The sequence below is a fragment of the Sporichthya brevicatena genome (genome assembly GCF_039525035.1).
Lineage (GTDB): Bacteria > Actinomycetota > Actinomycetes > Sporichthyales > Sporichthyaceae > Sporichthya > Sporichthya brevicatena.
The window spans coordinates 10,187-27,299 of sequence record NZ_BAAAHE010000027.1 but is presented as its reverse complement, the minus strand read 5'-3'; the positions used below and the strand labels follow the sequence as shown (position 1 = coordinate 27,299).

The window sequence follows — 17,113 nt, the reverse complement described above, 5'->3', positions numbered from 1 at the left end:
GTCCGCCCTGGGGGCGAAGGTCCGCTTTGCGACGTGGAAGTCTGACCCCGTGCGAGTCGTGGTCGTCGGAGGCGGGATCGCGGGGCTGTCCGCCGCGTGGTTCCTGCGGCAGCTGGAGCCGTCGGGCGAGGTCGTCGTGCTCGAGGGCTCGCCCCGGGTCGGCGGGAAGCTCGGCAGCGTCGAGGTCGGCGGCGTGACCGTCGAGACCGGCGCCGAGTCGGTGCTGGCCCGGCGCCCGGAGGCGGTGGACCTGATCCGCGCCGTCGGGCTCGGGGACGACCTCGTGCACCCGGTGACGACGTCGGCGGGCATGTGGAGCCGGGGGCACGTGCGGCCGCTCCCGGCCGAGCAGGTCATGGGCGTCCCCAGCGACCTCGCCGCGCTCGCCCGCTCCGGCATCGTCTCGACCGCCGGCGTGACCCGCGCGATGGCCGAGCCGGTGATGCCGGTGCAGCCGCGGACCGAGGACATCTCGGTCGCCGCGTACGTCGGCGACCGCCTCGGCGAGGAGATCGTCGAGCGCATGGTCGACCCGCTCCTCGGCGGGGTTTACGCCGGCCACGCCGACCAGCTCTCGATGTTCGCCACGCTGCCGCAGTTCGCGCGCGCCGTGACCGAGGGCGTCCCGCTGACCAAGGCCGCGGCCGAGATCAAGGCCGCGACGCAGCCGGGTCACGTCTTCGCCGGGATCACCGGCGGTGTCGCGCGCCTGCCCGGCGCGGTGGCGGCCGCGTCCGGCGCCGACGTGCGGACGGGCGTGACGGTCCAGGGCCTGACCCGCACCCCGACCGGCTGGAGCCTGCGCACCCGTTCCGGGCTGACGGACGAGCACCTGGCGGCCGACGCGGTCGTCGTCGCGGTCCCGGCCCCGGCCGCGGCCCGGTTGCTGGGCGACGCCGTCCCCGCGGCCGCGAGCGAGCTCGCCGGCATCGAGTACGCCTCGATGGCGATCGTGACCCTGGTGTACCCGCCGAGTGCGGGGGAGCCGCCGGTGGCCGGCAGCGGGTTCCTCGTCCCGGCCGTCGACCGGCGGCTGATCAAGGCCGTCACCGTCTCGTCGCGCAAGTGGGACTGGCTGGCGCAGGCCGCCGGCCGGGCGGGCTCCGGGACCGTGCTGCGCGCCTCGATCGGCCGCCTCGGCGAGGAGGCGGACCTCCAGCGCGACGACGAGGACCTCATCCACGGCGTCGCCGTCGACGTCGCGCACGCCACGGGCCTGGCCGGCTCGCCGGTCGATGCCTCCGTGCACCGGTGGGGCGGGGCGCTCCCGCAGTACACGGTCGGGCACCTGGACCGGGTGCGGCGGATCCGGGCGGCCGTCGACGCCGTCCCCGGCCTCGCGGTCTGCGGGGCGGCCTACGACGGCGTCGGGATCGCGGCCTGTGTGGCGACCGCCCGCCTGGCGGCGGAGCGGATTGTCGGTGCCGGTCGGCCCGGCGGCACAATGGGGGCATGAGCGCCCCCGAGACTCCCGCGTCCAACCCCACGTCGAGCGAGCGTCCGCGGTCGGAGATGTCCGCCCGCGAGCTCAACGAGGTCATCCGCTACACGATGTGGTCGGTGTTCCGGGTCGCGCGGCCGCTCGGCGAGACCGACCGGACGGCGCTGACGGAGGAGTTCGTCGCCCTCCTCGACCAGCTCGCGGCCAAGGACGTCGTCGTCCGCGGCCTCTACGACGTGAGCGGTCTGAAGGCCGACGCCGACCTGATGATCTGGTGGCACGCCGAGAACTCCGACGACCTGCAGCAGGCCTACTCGGAGTTCCGGCGCACCGCCCTGGGCCGCGCCTGTGACCCGGTCTGGTCGCAGCTCGCGCTGCACCGGCCCGCCGAGTTCAACAAGAGCCACATCCCGGCGTTCCTCGCCGATGAGCGGCCGCGCGACTACGTCTGCGTGTACCCGTTCGTCCGCACGCTCGAGTGGTACCTGCTCGAGGACGACAAGCGCCGCGGGATGCTCGCCGAGCACGGCCGGATGGCGCGCGAGTACCCGGACGTCCGGGCGAACACCGTCCCGGCCTTCGCGCTCGGCGACTACGAGTGGATGCTGGCGTTCGAGGCCGACGAGCTGTACCGGATCGTCGACCTGATGCGTCACCTCCGCGGCAGCGAGGCGCGGCTGTACACGAAGCACGAGACGCCGTTCTACACCGGCCGTCGCCGCGAGCCCGCGGACCTCGTCGCGGCGCTGCCGTAACCGTCTTCTGCGGCGTTGCGCGCCCATCCCGGGGTCGGGAAGGGCGCGCCGCGCAGGAGAAGTTGCGCCGCTACTCGGCCGGCTCGAGCCGGATCGAGAGCGAGTTGATGCAGTAGCGCAGGCCGGTGGGCTGGTCGTACCCGTCGGGGAAGACGTGGCCGAGGTGGCCGCCGCAGTTCTTGCACCGGACCTCGGTGCGGACCATGCCGTGCGAGCGGTCCTCGATCTCCTCGACCGCGTCGGAGTCCGCCGGGTCGTAGAACGACGGCCAGCCGCAGTGCGAGTCGAACTTGGTCTCGGAGCGGAACAGCTCCGCCCCGCAGGCGCGACAGGTGTAGACGCCGACGGTCTTGGTGTCGTTGTACTCACCGGACCAGGGGCGCTCGGTGCCCGCCTCGCGCAGGACGTGGTACTCCTCGGGGCTGAGCTGCTCGCGCCACTCGGCCTCGGTCTTGGTGACGGGGTACTGCTTCTCAGTCGTCATGCCCACTCCAACCGATCCGCCTGTCCGGGTGTTTCCCGTCCGGTCCTTACCGGGTTGTGACATAGCGTGCGGATCATGGCATCGCCCTTCGTGGAGCTGGAGGTCGGGGAGCGGCTGGTCAAGCTCACCAACCCCGACAAGGTCTACTTCCCGGCGGTCGGGATCACCAAGCGGGAGATGGTCGAGTACTACCTCGCGGTCGCCGACGGGATCCTGCGCGCGCTGGGGGACCGGCCCACGACGCTCGAGCGCTGGCCGGGCGGGGTGTTCGAGGGCGCGAAGCGGGCCACCCGTGCCGACCCGCGCGGGGCCGACGCGTTCTACCAGAAGCGGGTGCCGAAGGGCGCTCCCGAGTGGGTCGTGACCGCCGAGATCGCGTTCCCCTCCGGCCGGACGGCGGACGAGATCTGCCCGACCGAGCCGGCCACGGTGGCGTACTGCGCGAACCTGGGCACGATCACGTTCCACCCCTGGCCGGTGCGTCGCTTCGACGTCGACCACCCGGACGAGCTCCGCATCGACCTCGACCCCCAGCCCGGGACCGACTTCGCCGACGCGGTCGAGGTCGCCGGCTGCGCTCGGGAGGTGCTCGCCGACCTCGGCTGGGTCGGGTTTCCGAAGACCTCGGGCGGGCGGGGGATCCACATCTACGTCCGCATCGAGCCGCGGTGGACGTTCACCGACGTCCGGCACGCCGCGATCGCGTTCGGCCGCGAGCTCGAGCGCCGCATGCCCGGCCGCGTCACCACCAAGTGGTGGAAGGAGGAACGCGGCGAGACGATCTTCATCGACTACAACCAGAACGCCCGCGACCGGACGATCGCGTCGGCGTACTCGATCCGTCCCTTCGCCCACGCGCCGGTCTCGGCGCCGGTGACGTGGGACGAGTTGCCCTCGGTGAGCCCGGCCGACTTCACCGTCCGCACGATGCCGGCCCGGTTCGCCGAGAAGGGTGACCTCCACGCCGCGATCGACGACGTCGCCCACGACCTGACCCCGCTGCTGGAGTGGTACGAACGTGACGAGCGGGACCACGGCCTGACCGACATGCCGTACCCGCCCGAGTACCCGAAGATGGCGGGGGAGCCCAAGCGGGTCCAGCCGAGTCGGGCGAAGAAGGACCCCGACGCGGAGAGCTGAGGTCTACCGCGGAGGGGCCGTCAGATCCGCGAGCGGGAGCAGGTTCCCGACTGCCTGCGCGTTCACGATGCCGCGGCCGTAGAAGCCGTTGGTGGAGTTCGTGGTCTCGCAGGTGTGGGTGAACTCGCGGGTGCCGCTGGCGCCGTTGACCGTGTACGCGTAGTCCGGCGGGTTCGGGCAGGACTGCGTGGTCGCCGTGTTGAACAGCACGCTCTCGGTGATACCCGGGTCGAGGCCGAAGCCCGAACCCTGGCCGAAGCCGACGCGGCTGACCACCAGCGCGGCGACCCCGGCGACGTGCGGCGCGGCCATCGATGTGCCCTGCAGGTACTGGTAGTACGCGCAGACGTCGCCGGCGCAGTCCTTCACGGTGAACGGCGAGGTGGGCTCCCCGTTCTCGTCGATCTCGCCCTCCGCGCGACCGAGGGCCTCGGGATAGGCGGACAGGATCTGGCCCTTGGGGTCGACCTTGAAGTCCGGGGTGTCGAAGGCGTCGCCCCCGGGCGCGGAGATGTCGGTCTGCTCGGTGCCGTAGTTCGAGTAGTACGCCTTGCGGCCGGACGGGCCGAGGGCGGAGACCGAGACGACGCCGGTGGTCTCGGCCGGCACCGTCAGGCAGGAGTTGTCGACGACGCGCTCGCGCTCGTTGCCCTCGGGGAAGTTCGGGCTGGAGTCGTCCGCGCTCACCTTGCCGAGGTCGGTGCTCTCGTTGCCGAGCGCGCCCACGAGCGTGACGCCGTGCCCCCGCGCGTAGTCCGCGGCGCGCTGGACGGCCTCGACGGTCAGGCGCTGCTGCTCCTGCTCCTCGGGCGAGTCGGTGGGATTGGCCGAGCAGTTGTACAGCCAGGGGTCGACGTAGAAGCTCATGTTGACCACGTCGAGGCCGATGTCCGCGGAGTACGTCAGTGCGTCGGTCACGGACTGCAGGAAGAAGAACCCGGAGTCCTGCCCGGCGCGGACGTTGACCAGGGTCACCTCGGGGGCGACGCCCGCGATGCCGATGCCGTTGATCGCCGCGCCGATGATGCCGGCGACGTGGGTGCCGTGGCCGTTGTCGTCGACGTCGGCCGGGTCCTGACACGTCGTCACTTCACACGGGCCGTCAGCCTCGGGGATGTCGGTGGTGAAGTTCTTCGACAGCCGTGCGTCGAAGTTCGGCGCGAGGTCGGGGTGCGCGCCGTCGATGCCGGTGTCCATGACCCCGACGCGGACGCGCTTGTCGCCGAGTTCGGAGGCGTAGGAGCCGGTCGGGGTCGCGCCGATCATCTGCATGTTCCACTGCAGGTCGGCGAGGGGCTCGGCGCCGGCGACGGCCGCGGCGCGATGCGTCTGCTTGGGGGCCGCGGCGCGGAACCGCTTGGTGGCCTCGGCGCGGTCGGCGGGGGAGAGGCGCTCGACGACGTCACGGGTGCGGGTCAGCTCCGGGGCCTGGCCGATGACGCGGTTGGGCACCGCTCCGAGGACGGCGCCGCCGCGGCGCACCAGCGTCCGGAACTGCGTCCGGTCGGTGCGGACCAGCGCGGTGCCGATCGCCTCGTTCTCCTGCAGGATCTGCCCGCCCGCGGCCGAAATGGCGGCGCGCGCCGCGTCCCGGGTCCGGGCGTCGGTCCCGGCGAACAACGTGACGTACTCGACGGGGTCGCCGGTGGAGTCCGCGAGGGCGTTCGTGCCCACCGGGAGCAGCGCCGCCGTCACCGCGGCGGCCAGGCCGGCGATGCCCACAGCACCCGTCACGCGAAAGCCCTGCACGTCATGCCCTCCCGGAAAACACCGTTGGGCGGGATCGCCCCGCGCCGTCCAGTATGTCCCGGGGTGTCTCTGCCGAGTGCAAGGATCGCGGCATGCGCCTCCCGGTTCTGCCTCCTGTGGCCCCCATGCTCGCGAAGTCCGTGCCGGAGATCCCGGCTGGAGATTTCCTGTATGAACCGAAATGGGACGGTTTTCGCGCGATCGTCTACCGCGACGGCGACGAGGTCGAGATCGGCAGCCGGAACACCAAGCCGATGACCCGGTACTTCCCGGAGCTGGTCGCGGCCTTCACCGCCGGGCTGCCGGAGCGGATCGTGCTCGACGGGGAGATCGTTATCCCCGACGAGGCCGGGGTCCGCCTGGACTTCGAGGCGCTGCTGCAGCGCATCCACCCGGCGGCGAGCCGGGTCAAGCTCCTGTCCGAGCAGACGCCGGCCCGCTTCGTCGCCTTCGACCTGCTGGCCCTCGGCGACGAGGACTTCACCGGCCGGCCGTTCGCCGAGCGTCGCGCCGCCCTGGAGGAGGCCCTGGCCGGGGTGAAGGCCCCGATCCACCTGACGCCCGCCACTCGCGACCCCGCCGAGGCCGCGCAGTGGTTCACCCAGTTCGAGGGCGCCGGGCTCGACGGCGTCATGGCCAAGCCCGCGACCGGCACGTACCAGCCGGACAAGCGGACGATGTTCAAGATCAAGCACGACCGGACCGCCGACTGCGTCGTCGCCGGGTACCGCGTCCACAAGTCGGGTCCGGACGCGGTCGGCTCGCTCCTGCTCGGCCTCTACGACGACGAGGGCCGGCTCGCCAGCGTCGGCGTCATCGGCGCGTTCCCGATGGCCAAGCGCAAGGAGCTCTTCGAGCTCCTGCAGGAGTTCGTGACCGAGTTCGACGACCACCCGTGGAACTGGGGCCAGACCGAGGCCGGCACCCGAACACCGGAGGCCGCCGCCGGCAGCCGCTGGAACGCGCAGAAGGACCTCTCGTTCGTCCCGCTGCGCCCCGAGCTCGTCGTCGAGGTCCGCTACGACCACATGGAGGGGGTCCGGTTCCGGCACACGGCGCAGTTCGTCCGCTGGCGCCCCGACCGTGAACCCGAGTCCTGCACCTACGCCCAGCTCGAGGAGCCGGTGAACTTCGACCTCGCCGAGGTCTTCGCCGGTCGGGTCTCCGCGGGATGACGTCCCGCAGGGGTGGGGTGTCGGCCCTCCTGCGGGCTGACAGGGGCCCTCTGCGGGACGTCATCCCGCAGCAAGTAGTGGGGTTGGCTGGGTCAGGCGTTCTGGACGAGGTAGCGGAGGAACAGGAACCCGTCCTCGTCGGTGAGGGTGTGGGCGAGGGTCAACGGGAGGCCGCCGGCGAGTTCGGGGCCGCGCAGAATGCGGCCGGCGCGGCCGCCGGCGAGGATCGGGGAGAGGGCGAGGCAGAGCTCGTCGACCAGGCCGGCGGCGGCCATGCTCGCGAGGATCCCGGGCCCGCCCTCGCAGAGCAGGCGGGTGTGGCCGCGGCCGACGAGGTGGTCCACGACCGCGGGCAGCGGGACCGAGTCCTCCCCGACGATGACGACGTCGGCGACCTTGCGCGCGGCGGCGAACGCCTCGGCCGGGGCGGTCTCGGCGGTGAAGACGATCGTCGGCACCGCGGGCTCGGTGAACAGCGGCGTGGAGAAGTCCAGGTCGAGGCTCGAGGTCATCACCGCGATCGGGGGCGGCGGCCGGTCGCCGCGCACGACGGCGTGGTCCGCGCGGGTCCGGGCGGGGCCGTAGTTCTCGGCCCGCACCGTCCGCGGACCGACGAGGACGACGTCGGAGAGCGAGCGCAGCAGGAGCAGCAGCCCGAGGTCGTTGGCGTTCGAGATCTGGCGCGTGACGCCACTGCCGCCCATCGCCGCGCCGTCGGCGGTGCCGACCATGTTTGCGCGCAGCCAGCGGCCGCGGGGCATGTCGGCGGGGTAGGCGTAGGCGGCGGCAAGGGCTTCGACGTCGAGCTCGGGACCGGGGGTTACGGCGGAGATCACTCCCGCACCGTAACGAGCGCCGCGGACTCGGCTCCCAGCGCCACGGCCGCGCCCTGCGGCTCGGCCTCCGACCACGCGAGCAGGACCTCGCCGGCCGGGGCGTCGAGCGGCACGGTCTGCGGAGTGTCCGCGAGGTTGGCGACGACCCGGATACGGCCGCGGTGCATGACGACCCACTGGGCGGCGGCGTCGAACTCCACGCGCACGGCGTCGAGCCGAGGGTCCGTCAGGTCCGGCTGGGCGCGCCGCAGCGCGATCAGGTCCCGGTACCAGCGGAGCATCGTGGCGTGGGGCTCCTTGTCGAGCTCGGCCCAGTCGAGGGTCGACGCCTCGACGGTCGCGGTGTCCTGCGGGTCGGGGATGTCGTCGCGGTCCCAGCCGTGGGAGGCGAACTCGTTGCGCCGGCCCTCGCGGACGGCGTCGGCGAGCTCGGCCTCCTGGTGGTCCGTGAAGTACTGCCAGGGCGTGGACGCGGACCACTCCTCGCCCATGAACACCATGGGGGAGAAGGCCGAGCACAGGACCAGCGCGGCGCCGATCGCCATGCGGCCGGGGGAGACCGACGCCGAGAGCCGGTTACCGGTCGCGCGGTTGCCGACCTGGTCGTGGTTCTGCAGGTAGGTGACGAAGGCGTGCCCGGGGATGCGGGACCGGTCGACGGGGGCGCCGTGCGTCCGGCCCCGGAACGTCGAGTACGTGCCGGCGTGGAAGAACGCCTCGGTGAGGGTCTTCGCCAGGCATTCGTACGACCCGAAGTCGACGTAGTAGCCCTGCCGCTCCCCGGAGAGCAGCGAGTGCAGTGCGTGGTGGATGTCGTCGGCCCACTGCCCGGCCAGGCCGATGCCGCCGGCCTCGATCGGGGTGACCGTCCGCGGGTCGTTGCGGTCCGACTCCGCGACGAGGAACAGCGGCTTCCCCGTCTCCGCGGCCAGCTCGTCGACCGCGAGCTGAAGCTCCGTCAGCAGGTGGGTCGCGCGGTCGTCGGCGAGCGCGTGCACGGCGTCCAGACGCAGGCCGTCGACGTGGTAGTCCCGCAGCCAGGCGAGTGCGCTGTCGATGATGAAGCGGCGCACCTCGTCGCTGCCCGCGTCGTCGAGGTTCACCGCCGCGCCCCAGGGCGTGTGGTGCTTGTCGGTGAAGTACGGGCCGAAACTGGACAGGTAGTTCCCGCTCGGGCCGAGGTGGTTGTACACGACGTCGAGCATCACGCCGAGCCCGCGGGCGTGGCACGCGTCGACGAAGCGCTTGAGCCCCTCGGGGCCGCCGTAGGCGTCGTGCACCGCGTACAGCGCGACACCGTCGTAGCCCCACCCGTGGCGGCCGGGGAAGGCGGCGACCGGCAGCAGCTCGACCAGGTCGATGCCGAGCTCGACGAGGTGGTCCAGGCGCTCGATCGCGGAGTCGAAGGTCCGGCCCGGGGTGAAGGTGCCGACGTGCAGCTCGTAGGTGACGGACCCGGGCAGGCCGCGGCCGGGCCAGCTCGCGTCGGTCCAGGCGAAGCGGTCGTGGTCGACGACCCGGCTCGGGCCGTGCACGCCGTCGGGCTGCCACCGTGACCGCGGGTCGGGGAACGGGCCGGCGCCGTCCACGACGTAGCCGTAGTCCGCCCCGTGCTCGACCGGGACGTCCGGGGCGGACCACCACCCGTCCTCGCCCCGGCGCATCGCGTGCCGCGCCCCGTTCAGCTCGAGCTCGACCGTCTCCGCCCCGGGGGCCCAGACGCCGAACCCCTCTCTGCCGCGCACCATGCCCGAACCCTGTCGCAATCGCCGCCTCGGGAAACCCCACCCGACTGGTCGAATCGCCCACATCCTGGCCCCGGCTCCCGTCATAATCGACCGGATCGGGACAAACATGAGGTTATGTCCGGTTTGGGCGGGGCGACGGGGAGGCCGGTCCGAGTGCTGGTCAGCGGAGGACGCACGCGCCGCGCCGTGTCGGTCGTCGGTGCGCTCGTCGTGGTCGGGCTGCTCGGTGCCGTCGCGCTGCAGGCCTCGCCGTCGACGTCGGAGGCGGCCCGGGACGCCGCACCGGAGACCAAGCTGCGCCTGAGTGCGCCCGCCGACACGGTCATCCCCGACTCGTACCTGGTCAGCCTGGCCGACGGCGAGCCAGCCGCGATCGCCGCCGAGCATGCCGAGTTCGGCGTCACCGTCGACCGGGTCTTCACCCGCGCCCTGCGCGGCTACAGCGCCCGGATGACCGCGACCCTGGCGCGCCGCGTCGCCGCCGACCCGCGGGTGCGCACCGTGACCCTCGACCGGCGCGTCAGCGCCTCGTCGCAGCTGCTGCCGCCGGGCATCGCCCGCGTCGGGGCCCCGCGCAGCGCCACGAAGGCCGGGGACGGCGCCGGCGACGTGGACGCCGACATCGCGATCCTCGACACCGGCATCGACGTCGACCACCCGGATCTCAACGTCGTCGGCGGGGTCGACTGCGTCTCGGACGGCGCGTTGCTCGGCACCTCGCCGTCCGAGCCCTCCACCGACCCGGCCGACTACGACGACCCCCGCGGGCACGGCACCCACATCGCCGGGATCGCAGCGGCCCGGGACAACGGTGTCGGCGTCGTGGGCGTCGCCCCGGGCGCGCGGCTGTGGGCGGTGCGCGTCCTCGACTCCGCCGGCAACGGCAGCCTCGGCACGCTGATCTGCGGGATCGAGTGGGTCACCGCCAACGCGGGCACGATCGACGTGGCGAACATGAGCCTGAGCGGCCTCGACCCCGACCTGGGCTGCCGTGACGGCGCCCTGCACGAGGCCATCTGCGGCTCGGTGGCGGCGGGCGTCACCTACACGGTCGCGGCGGGCAACGCCTCCGCGGACGCCGAGGACTACAGCCCGGCCACCTTCGCCGAGGTTCTCACGGTCTCCGCGCTCGCCGACTACGACGGCAAGCCCGGTGGTCTCGGGACCAACCCCGAGCCGCTGGACTGCCTCGGGGACGACGACGAGTTCGCCGAGTTCTCCAACTACGGCGAGGACATCGACCTGATCGCACCGGGCGTCTGCATCCTGTCGACCTGGCACGGCGGCGGGTACGTCGAGCTGACCGGCACCTCCCAGGCCGCGGCCCACGTCGCCGGGGCCGCGGCGCTGTACCGCGCCGCGCACCCGTCGGCGACGCCGGCCCAGGTCCGCGCGGCCCTGCTCGCGGCCGGCTCGGTGGACTGGCTGACGAAGACCGACCCGGACGGCCGCCCCGACCGGCTCCTCGACGTCTCGAAGCTCTGAGGCCGTTGCGTCCGGCGAAGTGTGGCCTATAGGCCACAGTCAGCCGGACGTCAGCAGCGCCACGGGGAGGTCGGTCAGCAGCTCGGCGCACCGCACGATGCCGCTGAACTGACGTCCGGTCAGGGAGTCGGTCCACGTGCCCGGCGGGAGGCTGATCGCCGTGTCGCCGAGACCGCCCGAACGCTCGAGGGCCACCGTGAGTCGCAACGCCAGGACCAGCGCCCCGCCCGGGCCGCCCGCGGAGCGCAGGTAGCCGAGGATGTGGTCCGGGGTGTCCAGCGGCGTGTACTGCGCCCCCGGCCCGAACCACTCGGGGTGCTCGCGGCGGACGCGCAGCGCGCGGGACGTCACCAGCAGCTTCTCGGCGTCGAGATCCTTCGGCGGATTGCCGGCGTCGAGGTCGGCGAGGACCGTCCGGCGGGCGTCGAGGTCGACGGGCTGCCGGTTGTCCGGGTCGACGAGCGTGAGGGTCTCGAACTCGGCGCCCTGGTAGACGTCGGGGACGCCCGGCATCGTGAGCTGCACCAGCTTCTGGCCCAGGCTCACCGCGCGGGCGTGCGGAGCGATCATCCCGACGAACGCCTCGATCGCGGCGCGCAGGTTCTCGTCGGCACAGACCCCTTGGGCGAACGCCTTCACCCCGGCGTCGTAGTCGCTGTCGGGGGAGGTCCACGACGTGTGGAGCTTCGCCTCGCGGGTCGCCTTCTCCAGGTAGGCCACGAGGCGGTCGGCCGAGATCGGCCAGGCCCCGACGAGGGTCTGCCAGAGCAGGTAGTCGGTCGCCGGGTCGGGCCAGCCCTCCCAGGAGCGGTAGGCCGCGGCGATCGCGCGCCACGCCGTCACCGCGCGTCCCCACTCCTCGGGGATCTCGGTGAGCACGGCGAGGCGGGCCCGCACGTCCTCGCCGCGCTTGGTGTCGTGCGTCGAGAGCGTGGTCATGGTCTCCGGCCAGTCGGCCTGCAACCGTGCGCAGAACGCGTGGAACTCCGCGGGCTCGACGCCGGCGCGGTCCGGGGTGCCGCCGACCTCGTTGGCGAAGCCGAGCGGGTACCAACGGTAGAACGCGGTGTCCTCGACACCCTTCGCCATCACCGGCCCGGTCGTCTGCTGGAAGCGGACGACGAACTCGTCGCGGCGCACGTCGCGCCCGCGCCGTGCGAGGGCGAGGTCGCGGATCAGCTCGACGGTGGCGTGCCGTTCCTCGGGCAGGTTCTGGGTCGCGACCGCGGCGGCCGCCTCCAACTGACGCTCCGAGACCTCCGGCGCGGGCCCGCCGACGGGGACGTACGCGCGGTACACGCCCATCGCCACGAGCAGCTCGACGAGCGACTCGTGCAGGCCGCGGCGGGTGTGGTCGCGAAGGTTGATGTCGTCGTGGCAGATGTCGGCGAGCAGCGAGACCAGACGCTCGACCTCGGCGTAGAGATGGTCGCGGACGATCGTCCGCTTCGCCTCCTCGACCACCGTCGAGTAGGGCGCCGCGTCCTCGTCGCCCTCGGCCGTGATGAGCCGGCCCCAGACCTCGGTCAGAGGCTGCAGACCGTTCGGGTCGGCGAACACGCCCCCGGCGCGCAGCAGCGCGTCGTAGCCGGTCGTGCCGGCACACGCCCAGTCGCGGGGGAGCTCCTCCTCGGCCTCGAGGATCTTCTCCACGACGACCCAGCACCCGCCGGTCAACTCCTGAAGCTTCGTCAGGTAGCCGGTGGGGTCGGCGAGACCGTCGGGGTGGTCGATCCGGAGGCCGTGGATGAGACCGTCCTTGACGAGGTCCCCGATCAGGCGGTGGGAGTCGGCGAAGACCTCGTCGTTCTCGACCCGGAGCGCCGCGAGGGTGTCGATGTCGAAGAACCGGCGGTAGTTGAGTTCCTCGTCGGCCACCCGCCAGTAGGCGAGGCGGTACCACTGCCGGTCGAGGAGCGTCGGGAGGTCGAGGTCCTCCGTCCCGGGCCGCACCGGCAGGACGTGGTCGTAATACCGGATCACCGGTTCCGAGCCCGATCGGTCGAGCGTGATCTCGCCGTCGGCGAGGCACTCACCGATGCGTCGGCCGAGCAGCGGCATCAGCATCGCGCGGTCCGGCACGGTCCAGTCGACGTCGAACCACCGTGCGAACGGCGAGCCCGGTCCGTCGCGCAGCACCGACCACAACGGAACGTTCAGCGACGCCGGGGTCGGGATCGCCATGTGGTTCGGCACGACGTCGACGACGATCCCGAGGCCGGCCTCCCGCGCCGCGGCGCAGAGCTGGTCGAAGGCCTCCCGCCCGCCGAGGTCGTCGGAGAGCCGGGTGTGGTCGACGACGTCGTAGCCGTGGCCCGACCCGGGCGTCGCCTGCAGGATCGGCGACAGGTACAGGTGGCTGATGCCGAGCGAGGCGAGATAGTCCACCGCGCGGGCGGCGTCGACGAAGGTGAAGTCCTTGTTGAGCTGTAGACGGTAGGTCGCGGTGAGGGGTCCGGGGGTCAGCATCGGCGCAGCACCATCAGGGAGCGGTCGATCATCGTGACCTGTTCGCCGCTGCGGTAGGGCTTGCGGCTGCCGACGTCGGGGTCAGCGGTGTCCAGGACGGCCTCCCAGGCCTCGCCGTACGCCTCGGGCGGGAGGGTGAACTCCAGTTCCCCGTGGTACGCGTTGAACATCAGGTAGAAGCAGTCGTCGACGACCCGCTCGCCGTGCGATCCGGGCTCGGAGATCGCGCCACCGTTGAGGAACACGGCGAGCGACTTGGCGAACCCGGCGCTCCAGTCCTGCTCGGTCATGTCCTCGCCGCCGGGGGTGAACCAGGCGATGTCGCCGAGTGGGTCGCCCTGGCCGCGGCCGGCGAAGAACCGGCGCCGACGGAAGACAGGGTGCTCGGAGCGCAACTGCGCGACGTCGCGGGTGAACGCGAGCAGCTCGGTGTCGATCGAGGCCCAGTCGACCCAGGCGGTCTCGTTGTCCTGGCAGTACGTGTTGTTGTTCCCGCGTTGGGTGCGGCCGATCTCGTCGCCGTGAAGGAGCATCGGGACGCCCTGCGAGAGCATCAGGGTCGCGATGAAGTTGCGCTGCTGACGGGCCCTCAGCTCGAGGACGGTTGGGTCGTCGGTCTCGCCCTCGACCCCGCAGTTCCAGGACCGGTTGTGGCTCTCGCCGTCCCGGTTGTCCTCACCGTTGGCGTGGTTGTGCTTGTCGTTGTAGGAGACGAGGTCGCGCAGGGTGAACCCGTCGTGGGCGGTGACGAAGTTGATGCTCGCCCAGGGCCGGCGCCCGTCGTTCTGGTACAGGTCGGAGGAACCGGTCAGGCGCGAGGCGAACTCGGCCATGTTGTGCGGCTCGCCCCGCCAGAAGTCGCGCACGTTGTCGCGGTACTGGCCGTTCCACTCCGTCCACAGGGGCGGGAAGTTGCCGACCTGGTAGCCGCCCTCGCCGAGGTCCCACGGTTCGGCGATCAGCTTCACCTGCGAGACGACCGGGTCCTGCTGCACGAGGTCGAAGAACGCCGAGAGACGGTCGACCTCGTGGAACTGGCGGGCCAGGGTTGCGGCGAGGTCGAAGCGGAAGCCGTCGACGTGCATCTCGGTGACCCAGTACCGGAGCGAGTCCATGATCATCTGCAGCACGTGCGGGCTGCGCATGTGGAGCGTGTTCCCGGTGCCGGTGGTGTCGTAGTAGTACCGGGGGTCGTCGCCGAGGCGGTAGTACGCGGCGTTGTCGATGCCGCGGAACGCGAGCGTCGGCCCGAGGTGGTTGCCCTCGGCGGTGTGGTTGTAGACGACGTCGAGGATGACCTCGATGCCGGCGCGGTGCAGCGCCTTGACCATGCCGCGGAACTCCTGGACCTGCTGGCCGTCGGTGCCGCGGGAGGCGTAGCCGTTGTGCGGGGCGAAGAACCCGATCGTGTTGTAGCCCCAGTAGTTGCGCAGGCCCCGGTCGGCCAGCGTGTGGTCGTGCACGAACTGGTGCACGGGCATCAGCTCGACGGCCGTGACTCCGAGCGAGCGCAGGTGGTCGATCATCACCGGGTGCGCGAGCCCGGCGTAGGTGCCGCGGATGCGGCGCGGGATCTCCGGGTGGGCGATCGTCAGGCCCTTGACGTGGGCCTCGTAGATGACGGTCTCGTGGTACGGCGTCCGCGGGTGCCGGTCGTCGCCCCAGTCGAAGTACGGGTTGGAGACGACGGAGAGCATCGTGTAGCGGGCGCTGTTGGCGGTGTTCCGCTGGTTGTGCGCGTTGAACCGGTACCCGTAGAGGGCCTCGTTCCAGGCGATCTCGCCGTCGATGGCCTTCGCGTACGGGTCGAGCAGGAGTTTGTTCCGGTTGCAGCGGTGGCCACGGCCCGGGTCGTGCGGGCCGTGCACGCGGAACCCGTAGCGCTGGCCCGGCTCGATACCGGGGATGTACGCGTGCCAGACGAACGCGTCGTGCTCGTTCATGTCGAGCCGGGTCTCGCGCCCGCGCTCGTCGATCAGGCACAGCTCGACCTTCTGAGCGACCTCGGAGAAGACTGCGAAGTTCGTGCCGGCCCCGTCGTAGGTCGCCCCGAGGGGGTAGGCCGTCCCTGGCCAGATCTCCAGGTCTTCCATCAGCGTGCGGCTCTTCCGGTCGGTGGGGTTTCGGCGCGGCGCCGGAACGGCTGGCAAGGCCGTTGTCACGTCATCCTGTCTCACCGGAGGCCCCTACCCCAGATCGCACAGGTGTTATCCCGCGGACTCCCAGCGAGTTGGCGGGTTCGTCGGCGGGGCCAGGAGAGTCGGCGGTACGGAGAAACATGGCTGTGACCAGCGCAGTTCCCGATCGGGTCCGCCTCGCGCTGGCCCTGCTCGACCTCGGCTGCTCCGAACGGGTGATGGAGGTCGGCTGCGGGCCCGGGGTCGCGGCGGCCGAGGTGTGCGCGCGGCTGACCACGGGCACGCTCGTGGCGACGGACCGGTCGGCGGCCGCGATCGCTCGGACGTCCCGGCGCAACGCGGCCGCGATCGCCGTGGGTCGGCTGTCCGTGCGCCAGGTCGCCCTGGCCGACCTCGACCTCCCGCCGGCCTCGGTGGACGCCGCCTTCGCGATCGACGTCAACCTGTTCTGGACCCGCGACCCGGAGCCGGAGCTGGTGGTGCTGCGCCGAGTTCTGCGTCCGGACGGGCGGCTCGTGCTCGTGTACGGCCATGGCCCGCAGGACCCGGAGCGGCTGGCGCCGCTGGTCTCCGATCGCCTCGCCGCCGGGTTCGCCGACGTGATCCCGCACCGCAGCCCGCTCGGCCTCGCGGTCACGGCCCGGCGGGTCAGCCGACCGCCGCGCCGGTGACGTTGCCGATCGCGTAGGTGAGGGCGAGGGCGGCGGAGCCCCCGATCAGGACCCGGAGCACCGGACGCCGAGGGTCGGTGTTGCCCGCCCGGGCCGAGAGCCAGCCGAGCAAGGCAAGGGCGGCGAGCGTCACGGCGACCGTCACCGGCACCCGCGCGGTGACGGGCGGCAGGGTGATGGCGAGCAGGGGGAGCAGGGCGCCGAGGACGAAGGCGAGGGCCGACGCGAGCCCGGCGGTGTACGGGTTGACCAGGTCGTCCGGGTCGATGTGGAGCTCGGCCTCGGCGTGCGCGCCGAGCGCGTCCGCCTCGGCCAGCTCACGGGCGACCTGGCGCGCGGTCTCGGGTCGTAGCCCCTTCTGCTCGTAGATCTCGGCGAGCTCGCGGAGCTCGGCCTCGGGCTCCTCGGCGAGCTCCCGGCGCTCCTGAGCGAGCAGCTCCTGCTCGGCGTCCCGCTGGGAGCTGACCGAGACGTACTCGCCGAGCGACATCGACACCGCCCCGGCGACCAGGCCGGCCAGTCCCGCCGTCAGCAGCGTGGTCCGGTCCGTCGTCGCCCCGGCCACGCCGACGACGAGCCCGGCCTGCGACACGATCCCGTCGTTGGCCCCCAGCACCGCCGCCCGCAGCCGGTTGAGCCGGTCACTGGTCGCCCCGTGCGGGGGATGGGCCTCGCCGGGATGCTCGGTGAGGCCCGTGGTGCTGTTGTCGTCGGTCACCGCCGCAGGCAATCACGCCGGCCGCGGGTAAGGCGAGACTGCGCGCCGGCGACGCCCCGATCAGGCGACCGCGGTCGCGCGGGCCCGGACGGCGTCGAAACGGGCGAGGACGGTACCGACGACCTCGGTGGCGGGGCCGAGGGGGGCGGCGACGGAGTCGGCGCCGGCGGAGAAGGCGGCCGCGGAAGCGCGGTCGAGCAGGAGGCCGGGGGCGAGGAACCAGGCCGCGACGTCGACGCGGGTGGCGCCGGCGGCGCGGAGGGCGGCGACGGTCTCCGCGACCCCCGGCCCGGTGTTCGCGGCG

Annotated in this window: 14 protein-coding genes; 6 read left to right on the top strand and 8 right to left on the bottom strand. The window is 72.4% G+C overall.

Annotated features, from left to right (window positions below):
* Positions 1-49 precede the first annotated feature (49 nt).
* Entirely contained in the window at positions 50-1,456 is a 1,407-nt protein-coding gene (hemG, locus tag ABD401_RS16585; protein WP_344606716.1) for a protoporphyrinogen oxidase, read from the top strand.
* On the top strand, positions 1,453-2,196 hold the full coding sequence (gene hemQ, locus ABD401_RS16580) for a hydrogen peroxide-dependent heme synthase (protein ID WP_344606714.1): 744 nt from the start codon (positions 1,453-1,455) through the stop codon (positions 2,194-2,196). Before hemG ends, hemQ begins: the two co-directional genes overlap by 4 nt.
* 70 nt (positions 2,197-2,266) lie before the next feature.
* On the opposite strand, the gene msrB is transcribed toward hemQ, so the two are convergent.
* Entirely contained in the window at positions 2,267-2,680 is a 414-nt protein-coding gene (msrB, locus tag ABD401_RS16575) for a peptide-methionine (R)-S-oxide reductase MsrB (protein ID WP_344606712.1), read from the bottom strand.
* A gap of 75 nt (positions 2,681-2,755) precedes the next feature.
* Between msrB and ABD401_RS16570 the strand changes: the two genes are divergently transcribed.
* Positions 2,756-3,820: a DNA polymerase domain-containing protein gene (locus ABD401_RS16570; RefSeq protein WP_344606710.1), complete on the top strand. Its 1,065-nt coding sequence runs from the start codon at positions 2,756-2,758 to the stop codon at positions 3,818-3,820.
* A gap of 3 nt (positions 3,821-3,823) precedes the next feature.
* Here ABD401_RS16570 and ABD401_RS16565 read toward each other — a convergent pair whose 3' ends face one another.
* Positions 3,824-5,554 carry a S8 family peptidase gene (locus ABD401_RS16565; RefSeq protein WP_344606708.1) on the bottom strand — a complete coding sequence of 577 codons (1,731 nt, stop codon included), beginning with the start codon at positions 5,552-5,554 and terminating at the stop codon, positions 3,824-3,826.
* A gap of 107 nt (positions 5,555-5,661) precedes the next feature.
* On the opposite strand from ABD401_RS16565, the gene ABD401_RS16560 reads away from it, so the two are divergent.
* Positions 5,662-6,744, top strand: coding sequence for an ATP-dependent DNA ligase (locus tag ABD401_RS16560; RefSeq protein ID WP_344606706.1), 1,083 nt, complete (start codon positions 5,662-5,664; stop codon positions 6,742-6,744).
* A 92-nt stretch (positions 6,745-6,836) separates the two neighbouring features.
* Here ABD401_RS16560 and ABD401_RS16555 read toward each other — a convergent pair whose 3' ends face one another.
* Positions 6,837-7,580, bottom strand: a complete 744-nt coding sequence (locus ABD401_RS16555; protein ID WP_344606704.1) for a dihydrofolate reductase family protein — start codon at positions 7,578-7,580, stop codon at positions 6,837-6,839.
* Entirely contained in the window at positions 7,577-9,328 is a 1,752-nt protein-coding gene (gene treZ, locus ABD401_RS16550; RefSeq protein WP_344606702.1) for a malto-oligosyltrehalose trehalohydrolase, read from the bottom strand. The genes ABD401_RS16555 and treZ overlap by 4 nt, the downstream gene beginning before the upstream one ends.
* A 153-nt stretch (positions 9,329-9,481) precedes the next feature.
* Between treZ and ABD401_RS16545 the strand changes: the two genes are divergently transcribed.
* The gene (locus ABD401_RS16545) at positions 9,482-10,813 is read left to right on the top strand and encodes a S8 family serine peptidase (RefSeq protein ID WP_344606700.1); all 1,332 of its coding nucleotides are present in this window, start codon (positions 9,482-9,484) and stop codon (positions 10,811-10,813) included.
* Between the two features lie 39 nt (positions 10,814-10,852).
* Here ABD401_RS16545 and treY read toward each other — a convergent pair whose 3' ends face one another.
* Positions 10,853-13,282 (bottom strand): malto-oligosyltrehalose synthase, encoded by a 2,430-nt coding sequence (treY, locus tag ABD401_RS16540; protein WP_344606698.1) that lies wholly within the window; start codon positions 13,280-13,282, stop codon positions 10,853-10,855.
* Positions 13,276-15,366, bottom strand: a complete 2,091-nt coding sequence (gene glgX / locus ABD401_RS16535) for a glycogen debranching protein GlgX (RefSeq protein ID WP_344606771.1) — start codon at positions 15,364-15,366, stop codon at positions 13,276-13,278. The genes treY and glgX overlap by 7 nt, the downstream gene beginning before the upstream one ends.
* A gap of 194 nt (positions 15,367-15,560) precedes the next feature.
* Between glgX and ABD401_RS16530 the strand changes: the two genes are divergently transcribed.
* Positions 15,561-16,091, top strand: a complete 531-nt coding sequence (locus ABD401_RS16530) for a class I SAM-dependent methyltransferase (RefSeq protein ID WP_344606696.1) — start codon at positions 15,561-15,563, stop codon at positions 16,089-16,091.
* On the opposite strand, the gene ABD401_RS16525 is transcribed toward ABD401_RS16530, so the two are convergent.
* Positions 16,069-16,809: a VIT1/CCC1 transporter family protein gene (locus tag ABD401_RS16525; RefSeq protein ID WP_344606694.1), complete on the bottom strand. Its 741-nt coding sequence runs from the start codon at positions 16,807-16,809 to the stop codon at positions 16,069-16,071. The two genes, ABD401_RS16530 and ABD401_RS16525, sit on opposite strands and share 23 nt — an antisense overlap.
* Positions 16,810-16,869: 60 nt before the next feature.
* Positions 16,870-17,113: sirohydrochlorin chelatase (locus ABD401_RS16520; RefSeq protein WP_425566181.1), on the bottom strand; the 244-nt coding region annotated here is incomplete at its 5' end.